This is a genomic window from Paraflavitalea soli (genome assembly GCF_003555545.1).
In the GTDB taxonomy this organism is placed as follows: Bacteria; Bacteroidota; Bacteroidia; order Chitinophagales; family Chitinophagaceae; genus Paraflavitalea; species Paraflavitalea soli.
Map to the genome: position 1 here is coordinate 4295553 of NZ_CP032157.1, position 16154 is coordinate 4311706.

Annotated in this window: 10 protein-coding genes; 4 read left to right on the plus strand and 6 right to left on the minus strand. The window is 48.1% G+C overall.

The features are described 5' to 3' along the window. Positions 1 to 104: 104 nt before the first annotated feature. Positions 105 to 1379: a mandelate racemase/muconate lactonizing enzyme family protein gene (locus D3H65_RS15960; protein ID WP_119051269.1), complete on the plus strand. Its 1275-nt coding sequence runs from the start codon at positions 105 to 107 to the stop codon at positions 1377 to 1379. Between the two features lie 16 nt (positions 1380 to 1395). Here D3H65_RS15960 and D3H65_RS15965 read toward each other — a convergent pair whose 3' ends face one another. Beyond that, the gene (locus D3H65_RS15965) at positions 1396 to 2103 is read right to left on the minus strand and encodes a hypothetical protein (protein WP_119051270.1); all 708 of its coding nucleotides are present in this window, start codon (positions 2101 to 2103) and stop codon (positions 1396 to 1398) included. Between the two features lie 780 nt (positions 2104 to 2883). Between D3H65_RS15965 and D3H65_RS15970 the strand changes: the two genes are divergently transcribed. Continuing rightward, entirely contained in the window at positions 2884 to 3276 is a 393-nt protein-coding gene (locus D3H65_RS15970) for a hypothetical protein (RefSeq protein ID WP_119051271.1), read from the plus strand. A gap of 5 nt (positions 3277 to 3281) precedes the next feature. Here D3H65_RS15970 and D3H65_RS15975 read toward each other — a convergent pair whose 3' ends face one another. The 5 genes from D3H65_RS15975 to D3H65_RS15995 all read right to left on the minus strand — a co-directional run bounded on the left by D3H65_RS15975 (position 3282) and on the right by D3H65_RS15995 (position 10837). After that, positions 3282 to 3764, minus strand: coding sequence for a hypothetical protein (locus D3H65_RS15975; protein ID WP_119051272.1), 483 nt, complete (start codon positions 3762 to 3764; stop codon positions 3282 to 3284). A gap of 746 nt (positions 3765 to 4510) precedes the next feature. Then, positions 4511 to 5989: a hypothetical protein gene (locus tag D3H65_RS15980; RefSeq protein ID WP_119051273.1), complete on the minus strand. Its 1479-nt coding sequence runs from the start codon at positions 5987 to 5989 to the stop codon at positions 4511 to 4513. An 831-nt stretch (positions 5990 to 6820) separates the two neighbouring features. Continuing rightward, positions 6821 to 7591, minus strand: a complete 771-nt coding sequence (locus D3H65_RS15985) for a hypothetical protein (RefSeq protein WP_119051274.1) — start codon at positions 7589 to 7591, stop codon at positions 6821 to 6823. Between the two features lie 650 nt (positions 7592 to 8241). Further along, positions 8242 to 8568 carry a hypothetical protein gene (locus D3H65_RS15990; protein WP_162915660.1) on the minus strand — a complete coding sequence of 109 codons (327 nt, stop codon included), beginning with the start codon at positions 8566 to 8568 and terminating at the stop codon, positions 8242 to 8244. 76 nt (positions 8569 to 8644) lie between these two features. After that, entirely contained in the window at positions 8645 to 10837 is a 2193-nt protein-coding gene (locus tag D3H65_RS15995) for a tetratricopeptide repeat-containing sensor histidine kinase (RefSeq protein WP_119051276.1), read from the minus strand. Positions 10838 to 11349: 512 nt separating this feature from the next. Between D3H65_RS15995 and D3H65_RS16000 the strand changes: the two genes are divergently transcribed. Together D3H65_RS16000 and D3H65_RS16005 are read left to right on the plus strand one after the other, a co-directional pair. Continuing rightward, a complete protein-coding gene (locus D3H65_RS16000; RefSeq protein WP_119051277.1) occupies positions 11350 to 14508 on the plus strand; it encodes a SusC/RagA family TonB-linked outer membrane protein in 3159 nt (1052 codons plus the stop codon). Positions 14509 to 14526: 18 nt separating this feature from the next. Beyond that, positions 14527 to 15837: a RagB/SusD family nutrient uptake outer membrane protein gene (locus D3H65_RS16005; protein ID WP_119051278.1), complete on the plus strand. Its 1311-nt coding sequence runs from the start codon at positions 14527 to 14529 to the stop codon at positions 15835 to 15837. Positions 15838 to 16154: the final 317 nt, after the last annotated feature.

Here is a 16154-nt window from a genome sequence, read left to right on the forward strand (position 1 = left end):
ATCGTATCAAAGTTGATTTCATGTCTTTTTAAGGCCTACCCTTTACGATATTGTGAAAGAGCAAACCCAGGCCATTTTATTGCAAATCCGATAAACAAAATAGTATGTCAAATTCCCGCAGATCATTCTTATCCAAGGCCGCCATCGCCGCCGCCATGTCTCCCCTGGCGGCCCTCAACAGTTTCGGCAGCCAATACGAAACCGCTATCGGCAATACCCCAAAACCCTCCGCTCCCTCCGACCTAAAGATCACCGATATCAAATGCGGTTATATCCGCGGCAGCCTGTTTGTTAAGATATACTCCAACCAGGATATCTGGGGATGTGGCGAGGGCGTGGATGCCATTCCCGGCACCTATCACCTCGTGAAGAATTTCGGGGAACGCATCAAGGGAAAGAACCCGTTAAATGTACACAGGCTGTTTGAGGACATCCGCAAGTCAGGCTTCTTCCAGGGAGCCCAGTCTGGGATGTACGTGGCTGTATTGTCTGCTATTGAAGCAGCCTTGTGGGATCTGGCAGGTAAGGCCCTGCGCCTGCCTGTGTACCAGTTGTTGGGTGGCAAGTTCCGCGATAAGGTACGGGTGTATTGCGATACCGCGTTGTACCAGCGCAACCTGCCTACGCCCGCCGACTTTGCCGAAGCCGCGAAGAAAGCAAAGCAGATGGGTTTCAATGCCATCAAGTTCGACCTCGACCAGGCCAATGATCCCAACAAATATGATTTCTACAACTGGACTGCCAGTCCAGCCGAGTTGCAGCGCATGTATGATCAGCTGGCCGCTGCCCGCGAGGCCGTAGGTCCCAATATTGATATTTGTGCTGATATGCATGGGCGATATGATGCCGTCACTGCCCAGGCCATTGCGAAAAGGCTGGAACCTTTGAACCTCATGTGGCTGGAGGAGCCGATCCCGGCCGAGAATGTAGAAGCTTACAAGTTGATCACCGAATCCACCAGTACCCCCATCTGTGCCGGCGAGAACCATTACCTGGCTTATGGTTTCCGGAGAATGTTGGAGCTGGGCGCTGTGGATATCGTGATGCCCGACCTCCAAAAATGCGGTGGGCTGGGCGAAGGACAGCGCATCGCCAACCTGGCCAATTTATACTATGTTCCTTTTGCCCCGCATATGGTTGCTTCCTTCCTCGGCGCCATGGCCTGTGCGCATGTATGCGCCGCCGTGCCCAACTTCATGATCATGGAATGGCAATCTTACTTCCACACCCAGCCCATGTTCAAGGAGATCGTAACTTATGATGGTGAGTGGGTGAAGGATAGCTTTATCACCGTATCCGAAAAACCAGGCATCGGTGTGGAGATCAATGAAGCGGGCATGAAGAAATATGCGATACCGGGAGTGCCTTTTTTTGAGTAGACGTAACAAAATTTTTTTAAGACTCAAAATTACTCCATAAATCATCAGCCTCCTCTATTGGATTTAGTATTTCAAGTCTATCATTGATTTCTGTATAAATAGAGGCAACATCTGATGGCAAATTTTTTCTTTCTCTATACAAGTAAGGCAATATTTTATAGTATGTACTTTTAATAATAATTTTTAAATTTTCTTTCTCAGATTCCTTTAAGTCTGATCGTTCCAAATAAATAATCGTATCATTCATTATTGCCAAAATAGAGCCAATTTGTCTTATATATAAGGCATAATGATTATTAATATTTTGTGGTCCGGAGGCTATCCATATTTGTAAGCTTTGATCAATTGCTTGAAAGCCTTTAAATCCTCCAAATGAAAACTCGTGAATATCGTCACGTAAAAATTTTATCCGATCCGTAATATTACCCAATATCCTATCTCGGGTTTCATCGTTCTTTTGCTCATCAAACTGGTTAACAATTATTTCGTTTGCTGCAATTTGCGCTTGAAGGGCTTTATATATCAAGAATGATCCTAACAATGAGGCAATGGGGGCCGTTATACCGCCAATTGTATCGCCAATTTGACCGGTGTCCTTAAATGAAGTCGGTTTAATGGCAGTCACCATAATCCAAGGTGCCAATACTATAATAACGATCCCAATACAAAAGATTATCACGGTGAGCAAATCTTTCGATTTTCCCTTTTTTAAAGCATTTACCATAAGAGTAGTTAGATTATTTTTCCTTATTAATTCAACAAAGAAGCTGCTACATATTATTACTTATTCACTTGCGAAGACTCTTTCGAAAATTATATTTCTAAAAGTCCAGTAAACTTATAACTCGGAGAAAGAATTTTGTATTGCATGACCTCTTCCCAAAGACCAATGCTACATGATACAACTATTTTATCTGCAAGTAGTTTGTTGGCAACCCTTATCAGGTTATCTTTGACATCTCCTTTCAACTCTGTCGCACTGAATTTCTTTTTTCAACACTTGTATCCTTCTCTAAGGTATAATGATTTTGTTCGGGAAGAATATTTATCCGTATCGGTCAAATCAAGGAGTATTTAAAAACCTTAAGTTATATTCTATTTATAATATTTTTTATCGGAAATAATGACTAGAGCAATATTTATAAATTTAAATAAAATTATGATTACCCAGCGCTTGAAGTTGAAAGAATTGCATCATTCACATTTTTCGGTCAACATTTGCGTACAAACAACACTTTCGCACAATTTACTTGGACTATAATATATTCTGCTATGCTATCACCAAACAAAAAGGTGCTTCTTCTGACGGATCAAAATAATTATAAATGTCGTTCTGTTCCTCATTAGTGCCTGCCTCCATAAACACCCCCATTTTTTGTAGAAAACATTCCAAAACTCAAACAATCCTTGTTTCCGACGAGCTTTATCTGTTTGGGCTAGTTCTTTGTATTTTTGCTAAGGTTACAATATCCATAATTTTTTTATCCCTCTAAACACTATAACTATGTGGGAAAATATAAAAGATTACTCTTTTGCCTTATTTGGCTTACTATTAACACTTGTTCCTTTAATTCATGAAGTAAGAAAGTCAAACGGATTTAAGTTTACAGGTTACATAATTATTTTGATTATACTTGGTTTATCTACTATCGGTCTTACAATAGATAAAGTTCGAAGAGACGGTAAAGAAAAAAATGCCAATAATCAAACCATCAATAACCTACAAATGTCACTTGATGAATTAACCGCTGGAAGAAAAAAAGATAGCACTTCGTTTTCTGAATTTTTAATATCTCTTGAAAAGAAATATAAAATATTAAGAGATAGCAATACCAACCAACCCATCATATATAATACACAAATTGGGCATGCCGACCGAGTAAATATAGGGCAATAAGAATACTATTTACTGGTCGAAATACCGTATATGTCAGCTGTCAATGGTTTCATGCTTTTTAAAGTAATAGTGATCCCTGTTGACGTTGTGTTTCCTGTAGCATGAATCCAATAATCGCCACAATCAACAGTCATTGGTATTATACCTGGACTCAAAGAGCTAACTGCACTGATGCAATAACGCCTTAGAATTGGTTTATCGAATTTCATTGCAATGTCAAACGGAAAACTTAACTCGCCTCCTCCGGGGACAAATGTGTAAGTAGTAGTAAAGATTCCACTTGTATCCTTTTCGACCTTTTTTCCAGCAAAAAGCATCTCAATTCGTTTTTCAGTCTCTATATAAACAGTATCAGCATGGGTAATAAAATTGTTTCCTCCTTTTATTGTAACTTTTTCAGCTTTTCTAATAGAGGTATTATAGATTTTCTTTTGAGCTAAACATGGTTGAGCAGCTAAAAATACAATTGCGAGTAAACAATATTTCATTTTGCTATTTTTTTGTCTCTAAAGGTATTAATAACAAATTAAATGTCGCACCGTTAAAACACGCATTAATTCTTGACTAAAGGATATGAAAAACTCCACTTTTGAAAGGTTCGAGGCAATTGCACTAAGACAATCCCATAGGATTACCTAATGTTATAGGTAAAAAAGCAGTAAAAAATGTGACCCTCTACTTATATACACTCTGCAACATATCAACTCAAATATTTGATAAGCTATTTTTTGCTTAATCGTGATGAACAAAAAGGTTTGAGCGTCATTCCCAAATCTTTGTCATTACTTCCCGGCTTTGGCAGATATCGAATTTTATACCCTGTCCAGCCTTCTCTCTCAGGCTCCATCCCCTTCCTCCCAAAAAACATTAAAACCTGCCAGCAAAATAATGCGGCATGCCCGCCCACGCCAACCCACATCCACGCCGCCCCACTCACCCCTCCATAGAAAATTCACCTATAGTAATTAGTGACATTAAACCCAGACAGCTACAACTTCTCCTCCAACGTACCTGCCGCCCCACTCATCCCTCCATTGAAAATACTTCCTCACCAGCATGTATCCTTAAACCCGGCAGCCATATCATCCCCTCAAACCACTCGCCATTCACCCCTCGCCACTAGCCCCCTCCCACCGGCCGCCAAAAAGGTTCGGCATAAAGCCTTAGTACAAACCCTCATCGACACATCCCGCACCAGCTTCCACCGGAATTTCAGCGGATGCAATCCGCGCATTTATTCCGCATTCCTTTTTGGCCTTGCGCTCATGCCGCATTGAATACTGCAGGCAGCTTTTGCTGTTATTTTTTCATTTTTAAATGTTTTGTTATGAAGTATTATCTCGTCGCTTCCACTGGTTGCTCGCTGGTAGGCATTGAGCAGTGCGTTGTTTTCGTTGTTGGCCCCTCCCGTCAGGCGGCCTTTGAGCGGCAGTACAAAGGCCGCATCCTCATGGTCAGCACCTGCCGGCAGGCCTTGCCGCAGGCTCCCGGCCAGGTTTATCATTAAGGGCTCCGGCCCTTTTTTTGTTGACACCAATCCATGCGCTAATGCGCCGCCACCATCATCTGCTGCCACCACTAGAGGTGTTGCAATCTCACAGGGCTCATCAATCGCCAGTCCAGCTACTCCCCCAATTCCATTACCTGAAACATCTACAACCACCGTCGCAAGCTCTTCCCCGCTCGTAGCCTTGTCCCGCCCCACCGGCAGCGAAGCCAGGATCACTCTTTGCCCTTCGCCGTTCATAGCTTGTCCCATCTCAACTTGCCCCGTTACAACGCAAACAGGAGCTTGATTCTCCTCTGAAACCTGCTCCCTTATCTTCCCCTTCTGTATTCCGCTCGTAGCCCTGTCCCAACTGGGCGACAGCGAGGTCGGGATCGCAGTTCCTGGCTCAAGGCTCGCAGCTTGTCTTTCCATCCCCTCCTGTATTCCGCTCGCAGCTCGTAGCTCGCCGCTCGAAGCTTGACTTTCCCTCGTAGCTCGCAGCTCACAGCTCACAGCTTGCCTTCCCTCCGCAGCTTGTTCTCCCACCCACACCACCCGCATCCCCGAATCACTCATGATCCGCGCAGCCCCCTCCCCCTGCAAATGCGGCACGATCCCCATCAGCAATATATAAGGAGCACCCTTCCCCGACAGCTCAATCGGCAGGTCAAGCGTATTCAACTCATCTTTATATTTCGTCAGCGGACCCAGCACTGCTGTCTTATGGAATGTTCCATTAGCAGCATCTAGTGTAATCAGTACAAAACGTACCTGATAACCCGTTCTCGGCAGTTCGTCATCTGCCGCCGGATGCCCATGTAACTGCACGTATATGCCTAATTGATTTTGCGATTCCGTTGCAGAAAGATCATAGCCTTTGGGAAGCACTTCCCCCAGCTTATGTTGTAAATTACATTCAAGTCCTTGCAGGCAGGCCAGGCCCAGCGGCCGGCCACCTTTTAACTCGGCAAACAACTTGCTTACCAGGCGCGACCAGAGCCCGCCATCTGGCATTTCTGCCTTCAAAGCCTGGAAAACAGGCTTCGCGTACTGGTTACACTGCTGCAGCCGCACCTTGCTTTCTGCCAGCGCAGCCGTCATCACAAAGGGCGTTTTGGAATTCTTCCGGGCGCGTACATGAGGTTTATAACGCCGGCTGTTAACGAAAGTGAGATCCTCAATCGTTCCCTGGAACTTGAAGATGGGAGATACCGTTTTTGCCATAAAATTGGATTTAATTGATTATGAATAAGATATTAAACTCAAGCCATTGTACGCCTCGTCCGAATACCGGATTTCGCTCCTCCTGCCATTGACCCTTATCGAGACCTTTCCGAGACCTTTTCGAGACCTTATCGGGACTTCTTCGAGACCAACCTCCGCATCAGACAGGTACATCCTCCGTAGAACATAGCTGCCACACAGCCCGCTCAGCTCATTGCTCCTTATCACCTATAAATAGATGATCAACTCACCGTATTCCATACCGGCACGACCAACCACCACCGTATTTCTTTGCATCCCCGTTACACATCAGGCCACCCTCCTCAGCACCCGCCGGCATCACCCCACACCACCATACTAAAAAAGCCACCACAGGGAACCATTCCCGTGGTGGCTTTTATTCGTTCATCCATGGTGCGTAAGTTAAAAAGATGGGTGGCTCCTCCACCACCCATTTAATTTAAGACGCCGTAACCAATATCCAGGTCGCACTATGGCCACCTTCTGAGCAAGGAGGAAATGTTTCACCCTTGCTTAAGGATATTCTCTTAGACGAATGCAGAGAGCATTTATAAATGCCACTCTCTTGACAGGTTTGCCCTGTAGTTCCAGACATAAGATCCATTTGAAAATGATTCCAGACTTATCCATCGGCTCTGAAAATTTCCGGACAATACATCATCCACATAAATATCGATGAGATAAAATAACCAAGGTCCTTCCAATATGGTAAACCTTGATACTTACCCAAGCAACATAGTGTAGGATTAGATGTAGTGCCAGGCCAAAAGTAGAAGCCTCAAATCGCTGATTCTTACGGAAACCCGTATCTCATATGATGAAGTTCAAAGTATAAGAAAGGCCAATCCACTCCACCACCCGCATGGCGCCTCCCTTCACCAACTTAACTGTTTCACCCACCAGTTGGTAAAACGAAATGCCCACCAGCCAGAAACAGCCTTGCGCATCCACTGGCGGAATTTCCTGCTCCACACAAAAGCCAGCCCCTGCCGCACGTCCCATCACACAAAGCGGCCCTTCCTGTATGTCCCGGGTAAACCTTCTCTTGTCAAAATCGATTGTCAGCAGGCAGCTTACCAACCGGTAGTGCGTAGCTTCCGCCGGTATGCTTTTCTTCTTCCGTAGCCGGAATGCCGGGATATCAATTGTCACTTTACCTGCTTCCCGGCAAAGATGATTACCAGTATTGAAAGGCAGCACATCATCCAGTTCCCTGTCCACATGGAATTCAAATCCTGCCAGCCCCGAAAAGTCCCCCGCGCTCATCGTCCGCTCGCCCTTGTCATGTAGGCGATCACCCATGATCACATCATGCAGCCAGCCAACCATGCGGCTACTCAATCGCTGATTGTTCACACCAGCCAGCACCGCCCCCATCGCCTGGCGAAAGAGTTTCGCTGCCTCCGAAGCACGTTTGAATTCCGCCGCATTGAGCCGCGCATTGAGGAAGTTCGCCCCATACTTCATGGCATGTGCGCTGGGACTTCCTGTCGACTTTACCTGCTTGCCATACCCATTCGTATAGTAAGTCTGGTTCCCAATCGATCCATGGATCTCTATATTCGATACATACCTGGCCATACGCATTGATTTTATTGAATGTACTACCATTGCTCATTGTTACCAAATGGCCGCTGTCGCGCCTTGGCCTGCATTGTCGCTTGGTGTCGCAATGAATTGTTAAATCTTGTACAGACTAAAATTACAGCTCCACAGTGCCCGTGCCTAATACATTGGGATACCATCTGGGACACCCTGTGACAAGATCAGGGACATCCCTTGATGAGCGGTAACACCGGCAATGCGTCCGCCCCGGGCGGCACTCATCCCGCTCCACGGAAAGGGCTTTCCGCGGAGCAGCACCCGGCTGTTTCCCATATCATTCTCTGATCAACGCGTGGTACACGCCCCATCAGGGCCATAGTAGTTCCAGAATCAGTCCTGGGTTCTCCGTGGTCAAGTCCGGGTCAGCAGTAAAGCAACAGTAAAGGAATAGTGGAGCAATAGTATCACTTCATTACTCAAATGCAGGCGCAGCGCGGGTTCATATTGTTTTGAATGAGCAAACCCAATCCCCGCAAGGGTTTGATCGAAACAGAAGATTTGAAAGAAGCTAACATAGTAGTAGAATTACCTGCTCCTGTAATATACGAAATTCTAACCAACCCACCACACAACCCACACACCAGGAACCCAAAACACCAAACTCAAAACCCGAAACCACTAACACCCTACTCTTCATATTCCTCTATCGGATCCCTGAATTCCACCCCCAGCTGTCGCTTTAAAAAGAACAACAACCCCCACACCCTTTCATGAAAGGGTCGTAGCCCATTCACACTACTCACATTATACTCAATGATCCTGTAATGGTTTTTATCCGCCAGCTCAAAAATATACCGCCAGGAATCCGTATCCATAGATTGGGAACCGCTGATCGCAGCATTGGAAGGCCCTTCTTGTAAGTTGAAATATTGGAGCGAATCAATAAACCGCTGCAAGGGAATGCTCGGCGTCAATACACGTGTATGAAAACTGTCAACGATCGGGATGCACAAGCCTCAATATTCCATACCACTTCCCCCCTCAAAACCGTATTCCATATTCCCTCGTTGCCTTTTCCCCCCTGTTGCCTCACTGCCTGGTTGCCTCGTTGCCTTTCACCAAAATCCCCGACACCCTGATCTTCACCCCACCCTCGTTCACAATCTCCAGCTGCGCCCCCAATTGCTCACTCAGCCCTTTGATCAATTGAAAGCCCAGCGAGCCCGCAGTATCCACATCAAAGTCTGCATCCAGGCCTTTTCCATTGTCCGCAAGCAGCAGTTCATAGGCTGAAGCCTCCGTAGCTTTCAGGCTGATATGAATTTCTCCCTGCTCCCCTTTTTTAAACGCATATTTCATCGAGTTCGTCACCCCTTCATTGATGATCAGCCCCAGCGGCACTGCTTCCTCCACAGGCAGCACCAAAGCCGGGTCCATATCCATAACCACAACACAATGACCATCCATACCAAAGCATTCTTTCAGATAAGACACCAGCTCCGGTATATACACCCCCATATCGATCGTCTTCACATCTTCATCCGTTTGATACAGTTGCTGGTGAATAAGCGACATCGAAAAGATCCGCGATTGCGAGTTCTTGATCGCCGCCAGCGCATCATCATGCAAATACGCCGATTGAAATTCCAGCAGGTTCATGATCGTATGCAGGTTGTTCTTCACCCGATGGTGCATCTCTTTCAACAGCCAGCTCTTATCCTTCACCAACTGCTCCAATTGCACATTCTTCCCCGTGATCACTTTGTTCGATTGTAGCTTCGACCAAAACAACCAGATAAGCAGGCCTATGATAACCGCCAGTAACGAGATAATGATGATCGTCACCTGCTTCCGCACCCGGGCCTGTTCCATCGCCCCCTGCAGCGCCGCTTCCTTTTTCTGCGTCTGGTATTCCACTTCCAGCTCCTGCAGCACTTTTTCTTTGCTCACCACATAGATCGAATCCGAGATCCCTTTACTTTTCACCAGGTAACCATACGCATCCCGGTAATCACCCAGCGCAGCCGCGCTCTGCGCGATATACGACAAATTACTCGCCTGCATCACTTCATTCGTCAATCCTTTCTCCGCCGTTTTAAAAGCTGCCAATGCCTTTGTATGTTCATTCATTTGCTGGTACAACGATCCCAGGTTGAAATACACCACCGATGCCGTGTAATGCGCCGAATCAGCATACCTGATCGATGCCAGGAAATGCTGTTCAGCCCTATCATATTGCCCCATATCCTTGTACCCATTCCCAAGCGCCAAATGGTAAAAGATATGATCATAATACTCTTGTAACGGACACGCTTCTTTAAATTTTTGTAAGAAAGGCAGTATCTCTTTCGTGCGGTGCAACTTTCTTAAATTATTACAATAACTGTTTGCGATCGCATAGATGAACACATAATACCGGTACTTGTCAGGCTCCGCCAGCATCCTGCCCCCATACACAAGCGCCTGCTCATACTTTTCCTGCGTCGTATACAAACTGGCCAGCGTCGTATTGATCAGCGAAAGGTCTTCCACATCACTATCCTTCGTCAATGCTTTTTCTGCGTTGATCCCATAGCTCAATGCCTTGTAGAAATTGCCTTCATCCGAATAGATCCTGCTTAGATTACCAAGCGTGCGCGCTTTCGAAGGATAACTCCCGCCTTTGCCATATTGTTCCGCTAATAAATAATACTTTTCAGCCAGCCCCCTTTCATGCCGGGTACTATATTGTATCGCTACCTGTTCCAGCCGCTGCAGCGCAGTCTTCTGACGCATCTTGATTTTCAAGGCCAGCCGTACAGCCGCTTCCGCATAATGACCGCCCGAATCCAGCAGCGAATGATCCTCCCGTACCACAGGCATCTCATTCACATACGTGATACTGATATATAGCAGCAATTTAAGCTGGCTGCTGTCATCCAGCACAGCCAGCATTTTTTTCGCCCCCGCCATATCTCTCCGCTCCAGGTCCACCATCCCCATCAACAGCAGCGATTCATTGACAAACCGGACCCTGCCAAGCTGCTCACCGAGCGCCCTGGCCGCCCGCGCATAATACAGCGTACTGTCCAGGTCAGCCTTGGCCTCCCCCGCTTTATACAGGTAACCCAGGCCGATCTTTATCAACACAGCTGCCTTTTGTTCCGCCGGCAGCTCCTTGTCCAACTGTTTCACCAGGCCAGGTATCTCATCCGCACCCACCATTTCATCCCCATCAATATATTGCCCATAGCCCGTAAAGAAAAAGCAGACCATAGCCATAAACAGCGATAATATCTTCATCTTACTGATTTCAAAAAGGTATCCAACAAATGTATTCTGTATCCCTTCAACTAAGGTAGGATTAGTAAAGCCCCGTCCCCATCCACCCGCCCACACCCACCCTACAAAAAAAACCTTCCGCTCGCAGCTCGTAGCTCATAGCTCGCAGCTTGTATTCCAATTGCCGACTATCGACTGCCCATTGCCAACTATCAGCCTCTCCCGATAACTAACCTGCAAAATCTTGCACACAGCCTTGTCTTGTATCATCAAAATGGACTATTAGTATTGAATATCAAATAGATTCACGTAATTTAATGGTGTACTACTGCAACACCCGCTTATTACTATTCACCAAAACCAAACTATGATCGATCTGTTTTGCACCTCGTGAAAACAACTTCCTTTCCGCTCATCCAACCAACCCCCGACCCGCCGAAGATCAACATCGCAAACCTTATCTGTCCGGCTTGGCCAACTAAAGCCTCACTATATCCATTGTCCATTATTCATTAATTCGAAAAAAAAGGTTTATGACGACACCTCTAAGTAAGAATGGCCGGCCCCTCCGGGTCCTGGGCCTGTTCCTGATCAGCAACCTGGTGGCCATCATGGCTATGGCACAGGTTACCATCAGCGGTAAGGTCACCGGGCCAGGCGAGCAAGCCCTCAACGGCATTTCAGTATCGGTCAAAAATACCACCTTTGGTACCGCCACCGATGCCGCCGGCAATTTCAGTTTAACCGCTCCACTCAAACCCGGCACGTACACATTGGCATTTTCGGGCGTGGGATTCAAGGCCGTCGAACGCACCCTGCAGATCGGCAGCGCCACCACCTACACCCAACAGGTCACCCTCGTAGAAGATGCACTCGGCCTCGATGAAGTGATCGTGACCGGCACCTCCGCAGGCACCACCCGCAAGCAGGTAGGTAGCTACATCAGCACCCTCAAAGCAGATGACCTCAACAAAGGCGCTACCAGCAATGTACTGGCCGCCTTACAAGGCAAGACCGCCGGCGCTCAGATCATTCAGAACTCCGGCGACCCCGCAGGAGGCATCTCTGTAAGACTGCGCGGTATTAGTTCCGTCAACAGCTCTTCCGAACCTTTATATATTGTAGATGGTGTCATCGTCAACAACGCTACCAACCGCGTTACCAATACCCAAAACACTTACGATGCTCCCAATGCCGCCACCAACAATACCGGGGGCAACCTCTTTGTAGGTACCGTTGGTCAAAGCCGCATGGCCGATATCAACCCCGCCGATATCGAACGCGTGGAAGTATTGAACGGCGCAGCCGCCGCCGCTATCTACGGTTCAAGAGCCAATGCCGGTGTAGTGCAGATCTTCACCAAAAGAGGCAGCACCGGCGCACCCGTGGTGAGTTTCTCCACCGGTCTTATGGTTAGCAGCTTACGCAAAAAACTCGATGTCAACCAGGCCCCCATTAAGTTTGGCGGACCAACCGATGGCCCCGGTGCATTAACCCAGGACCTCATCACCGCAGTAGGTGGCGTCCTGCCCACCAATACCACCCCCGTCACCCGCTACGATTACCAGGACTATATCTTCCGCACCGCCCTCGGTACCGACAACAACGTATCCGTCAGCGGAGGAAAGGACAAAACAAAATATTACGCTTCCGCTTCCTATTTCTTCAACCAGGGTATTATTAAGAATACCGATTACAAGCGCTTCAGCTTCCGCATGAACCTCGATCAGGAGCTCACCAAATGGGCCAGCATGAGCGTTGGCCTGAATTACATCAACAGCAACGCCAATGAAAAGCCCGATGGCAATTCATTTTTCTCCCCCATGAACGCCGTCACCATCCTTGGTAATTTCCACGACATCTGGAAACGCGATGCCCTTGGCAATTTACAGGCAGTAGGCGAACGCGGCCGCATCAATCCCGTATCCGTGATCGAAGATTTTAAACAAAAGCAGGAAACAAACCGCCTCATCGCCAGCGCTGCTATTAAGTTGAGACCCATGAAAGGATTGACCATCGATTATACCCTGGGTATCGACAACTATGCACAGCGTGGCACCACATTGATGCCGCCGTTTACATATAATGCCAGCACTGCGTTCTTTGGCGGAGGTCCCGACCTTTCAGCATCACTCAATGGTTATGCCAGCGCTGCCAATAATAATTTCTTCCAGATCAACCACGAGTTGAACGGTACCTATCAGTTCGATATCAGCGATAATATTACCAGCACCACCCAGGCCGGTTATTCCGTGCAGTATGAAAAGAATGGATATACCCTGTCACATGGCAGGGGACTCGCGCCTTTCGTGGAAACCGTCAATGCCGCTGCTACTATATTGCCCGGCTCAGATGAACGTACCGAATTCTCCGTGTCCGGCGTTTACCTGCAACAGAATTTTAAGTTCAATAACCAATTGTTCCTCACAGGCGCCGTTCGTATGGATGGCTCCTCTGTATTCGGCGAAGATCAGCGCAACCAGGTCTACCTCAAAGCAAGCGGTAGCTATGTGTTGTCAGAATCAGAGTTCTGGAACAAACTATCCCTGTCCAAATGGTGGAACCTCGCCAAAATAAGGGTCGCCTACGGCGAATCCGGCAACCTTACCGGCATCACCCCTTATGCCCGGTTCAATGGATACAATGCAGTCGCCTTCCTCGGCCGTAGCGCTATCTTCAGCAACACCCAGTATGTTGATCCCGACATCAAGCCCGAGCGCCAAAAGGAGCTCGAATTTGGTACCGACCTTTCCTTTTTCAACAACAGGTTGGGCCTTCAGTTCAACTACTATATTAAAAAAGTGAATGACCTGCTTATTAGCCGTGTCATCGCTCCTAGCAACGGTTATGCCAGCTACCTCTCCAACCTGGGTTCACTCCGCAACAAAGGTTTCGAAGTAGTACTCACCGGCACACCCGTCAAGAACAAAGACTGGCGTTGGGATATAACAGCCATCTACAACCACAACCGCAATGAAGCCCTTAAAATAGGACAGGCATTGACCTTACTGAGCACCAATGCCGGCGCACCCGTTGCCATCCTCGAAGGTGAACCCATTGGTGTATTCTATGGTGCCTTCTTCGCACGCGATGCTAATGGCAACCAGATAAAAAATGCAACAGGATTACCCCTCCAGGAAAGAGGTACACAGAACGGCCCATTGAATTATACCACCCAGCGTGATGCCAATGGCCTGCCAACAGGTACCCCATTACGCAAAGTGGTGGGCGACCCCAATCCCGATTACACCGCCTCCATCATCAATGAAGTAAGCTATAAGAAGTTTGGCCTGCGCGTACAGTTCGATGCCGTACAGGGTGTCGATGTATGGAATGCAGATTTCAGAACAAGGCAGGGCGTAGGCAATGGTAAGGTAGCCGAGCAGGAATACCTGGGCCAGGTGCCCCGCGGATACATCAACAGCGTATACCAGATAGACGAATGGCGCGTGGATGATGGTTCCTTTGTGAAGCTGCGCGAGATCTCATTGAGCTACCGCTTCGGCAAGGTGAAAGTGTTCAGCGACCTCACCGTGAGCGCCAGCGGCCGCAACCTGATCTCCTGGGATGATTACAAAGGATACGATCCCGAAGTAACATCCGGTGGGCAAAGTACTGTTTTGCGTGGTATTGATTTCGGAACAGTGCCCATTCCACGCACCTTCAGTATTTCCGTGGCAGCTAAATTCTAATCCTAAAAATTTGATTGTATGAAACTGATCAATATAAAATTATCATCCGCCTTCCTGCTGGCCCTGGTCCTCATACAGGGTGTGGGATGTAAGAAGAATTATACCGATCCTTCCAAAGTGCCCCCCGATAATGCATTGACCACCGCACGTGGTCTCACCGGCGTGGTGGTAGGTTTGCATAGGGTATATACCTTCCAGCGCGCCAGCTCCCTCTACAACCAGATAACCACCGATGGGTTTGTGACCAGGCAACTCAACATCATCAACCAGGGCAATACCGCCGAATACCAGTTATTCCAGGGAGGCACCGCCGTTGATGGTACCAACACCATCCTGGCAGGGTTATGGACAGGTAGCAACAAACTCATCTTCGATGCCAACAACGTACTCAGGAATGCACCGGCCCTCGTCGATAAAGGCTACGCCAGCGGGTTGATCGCTTACGCCAGTATTTTCAAAGCCCTGGCACTCGGCAACCTCGCCATGAATTGGGACCATGTACCTGATTCCATTAGTACCATTGGGAACAGTGTAACTTTTATCACCGCTGCCGAAGCGTATAACAAAGCCATCGGCGTGCTCGACAATGCCCTGAATGTGATCGCAGCCAATCCCATCAGCACCCAGTTTCTGGCCAATGTTCCGGCAGGCATCGATATCGTCAATACCATACACGCGTTGAAAGCAAGGTACGCATTGAATGCAGGCAATTGGGCCCTGGCCCTCACCGAGGCCAATGCCGTTGACCTTACCAAAAAATCAACCTTCAATTTCGACGCCGTTACACTCAATCCCATCTGGGAGACCGCTACCTCTACCAACAATGTGTACCAGCCCATCGATTCTACCATGGGATTGCCGCCTTCCATCGCACCCAGCCTCACCGATAAGCGCGTACCTTTCTATATTGTCGTAGATCCGCCTTCTGCACAGCGTTTCAAGATCAAAGGATTCGGTGCCACCTCTTCATCTGCCTGGCCACTCTACCTCCCCGGCGAGATGACACTCATCAAAGCAGAAGTATCCGCACGGCAAAACAACCTGCCCAATACCATCATTTTCCTCAACCAGGTACTCACCAAAAAACCCGCCGACGATCCCTTTGGCGTAGGCGCCGATCAGCCTCCCTATGCAGGTGCTGTTACACAGCCAGCCCTCCTCGAGCAGATATACCGCAACCGCAGTATCGAGCTCTATATGTCTGGGTTGCGCCTGCAGGACCAGCGCCGCCTCGAGCGCCCCCTGGCTGAGCGCAAGCGCAACTATATGCCTTATCCCTTCGTGGAGCGCGACAACAATACCAACACCCCACCCGATCCACCAAACTGATCCTGCCAAAGGGTGGATCGCCCTTTTAGGGCGGCTCACCCTCCAAGAGCGGCTCACCCTCCAAAGGCGGCTCACCCCGATCCAATTCATGTCACCTGAGAGAAAAACATGCCAGGGAGTCAATCAAAGGGTGGGTCACCCTCCAAGGGCGGCTCACCCTCCAAAGGCGGCTCACCCCGATCCAATTCATGCCACCTGAGAGAAAAACATGCCAGGGAGTCAATCAAAGGGTGGGTCGCCCTCCAAGGGCGGCTCACCCTGACCCAAATCATGTCACCTTCATTCAACAACCTTATATCAACACAGCGGGCCGTTCC

Coding starts and splice junctions, on each gene's coding strand:
- D3H65_RS15960 (WP_119051269.1), top strand. CDS start 105: ATGTCAAATTCCCGCAGATCATTCTTATCCAAGGCCGCCATCGCCGCC.
- D3H65_RS15980 (WP_119051273.1), bottom strand. CDS start 5,989: ATGGCAAAAACGGTATCTCCCATCTTCAAGTTCCAGGGAACGATTGAG.
- D3H65_RS16005 (WP_119051278.1), top strand. CDS start 14,527: ATGAAACTGATCAATATAAAATTATCATCCGCCTTCCTGCTGGCCCTG.
- D3H65_RS15965 (WP_119051270.1), bottom strand. CDS start 2,103: ATGGTAAATGCTTTAAAAAAGGGAAAATCGAAAGATTTGCTCACCGTG.
- D3H65_RS15975 (WP_119051272.1), bottom strand. CDS start 3,764: ATGAAATATTGTTTACTCGCAATTGTATTTTTAGCTGCTCAACCATGT.
- D3H65_RS16000 (WP_119051277.1), top strand. CDS start 11,350: ATGACGACACCTCTAAGTAAGAATGGCCGGCCCCTCCGGGTCCTGGGC.
- D3H65_RS15995 (WP_119051276.1), bottom strand. CDS start 10,837: ATGAAGATATTATCGCTGTTTATGGCTATGGTCTGCTTTTTCTTTACG.
- D3H65_RS15985 (WP_119051274.1), bottom strand. CDS start 7,591: ATGGCCAGGTATGTATCGAATATAGAGATCCATGGATCGATTGGGAAC.
- D3H65_RS15970 (WP_119051271.1), top strand. CDS start 2,884: ATGTGGGAAAATATAAAAGATTACTCTTTTGCCTTATTTGGCTTACTA.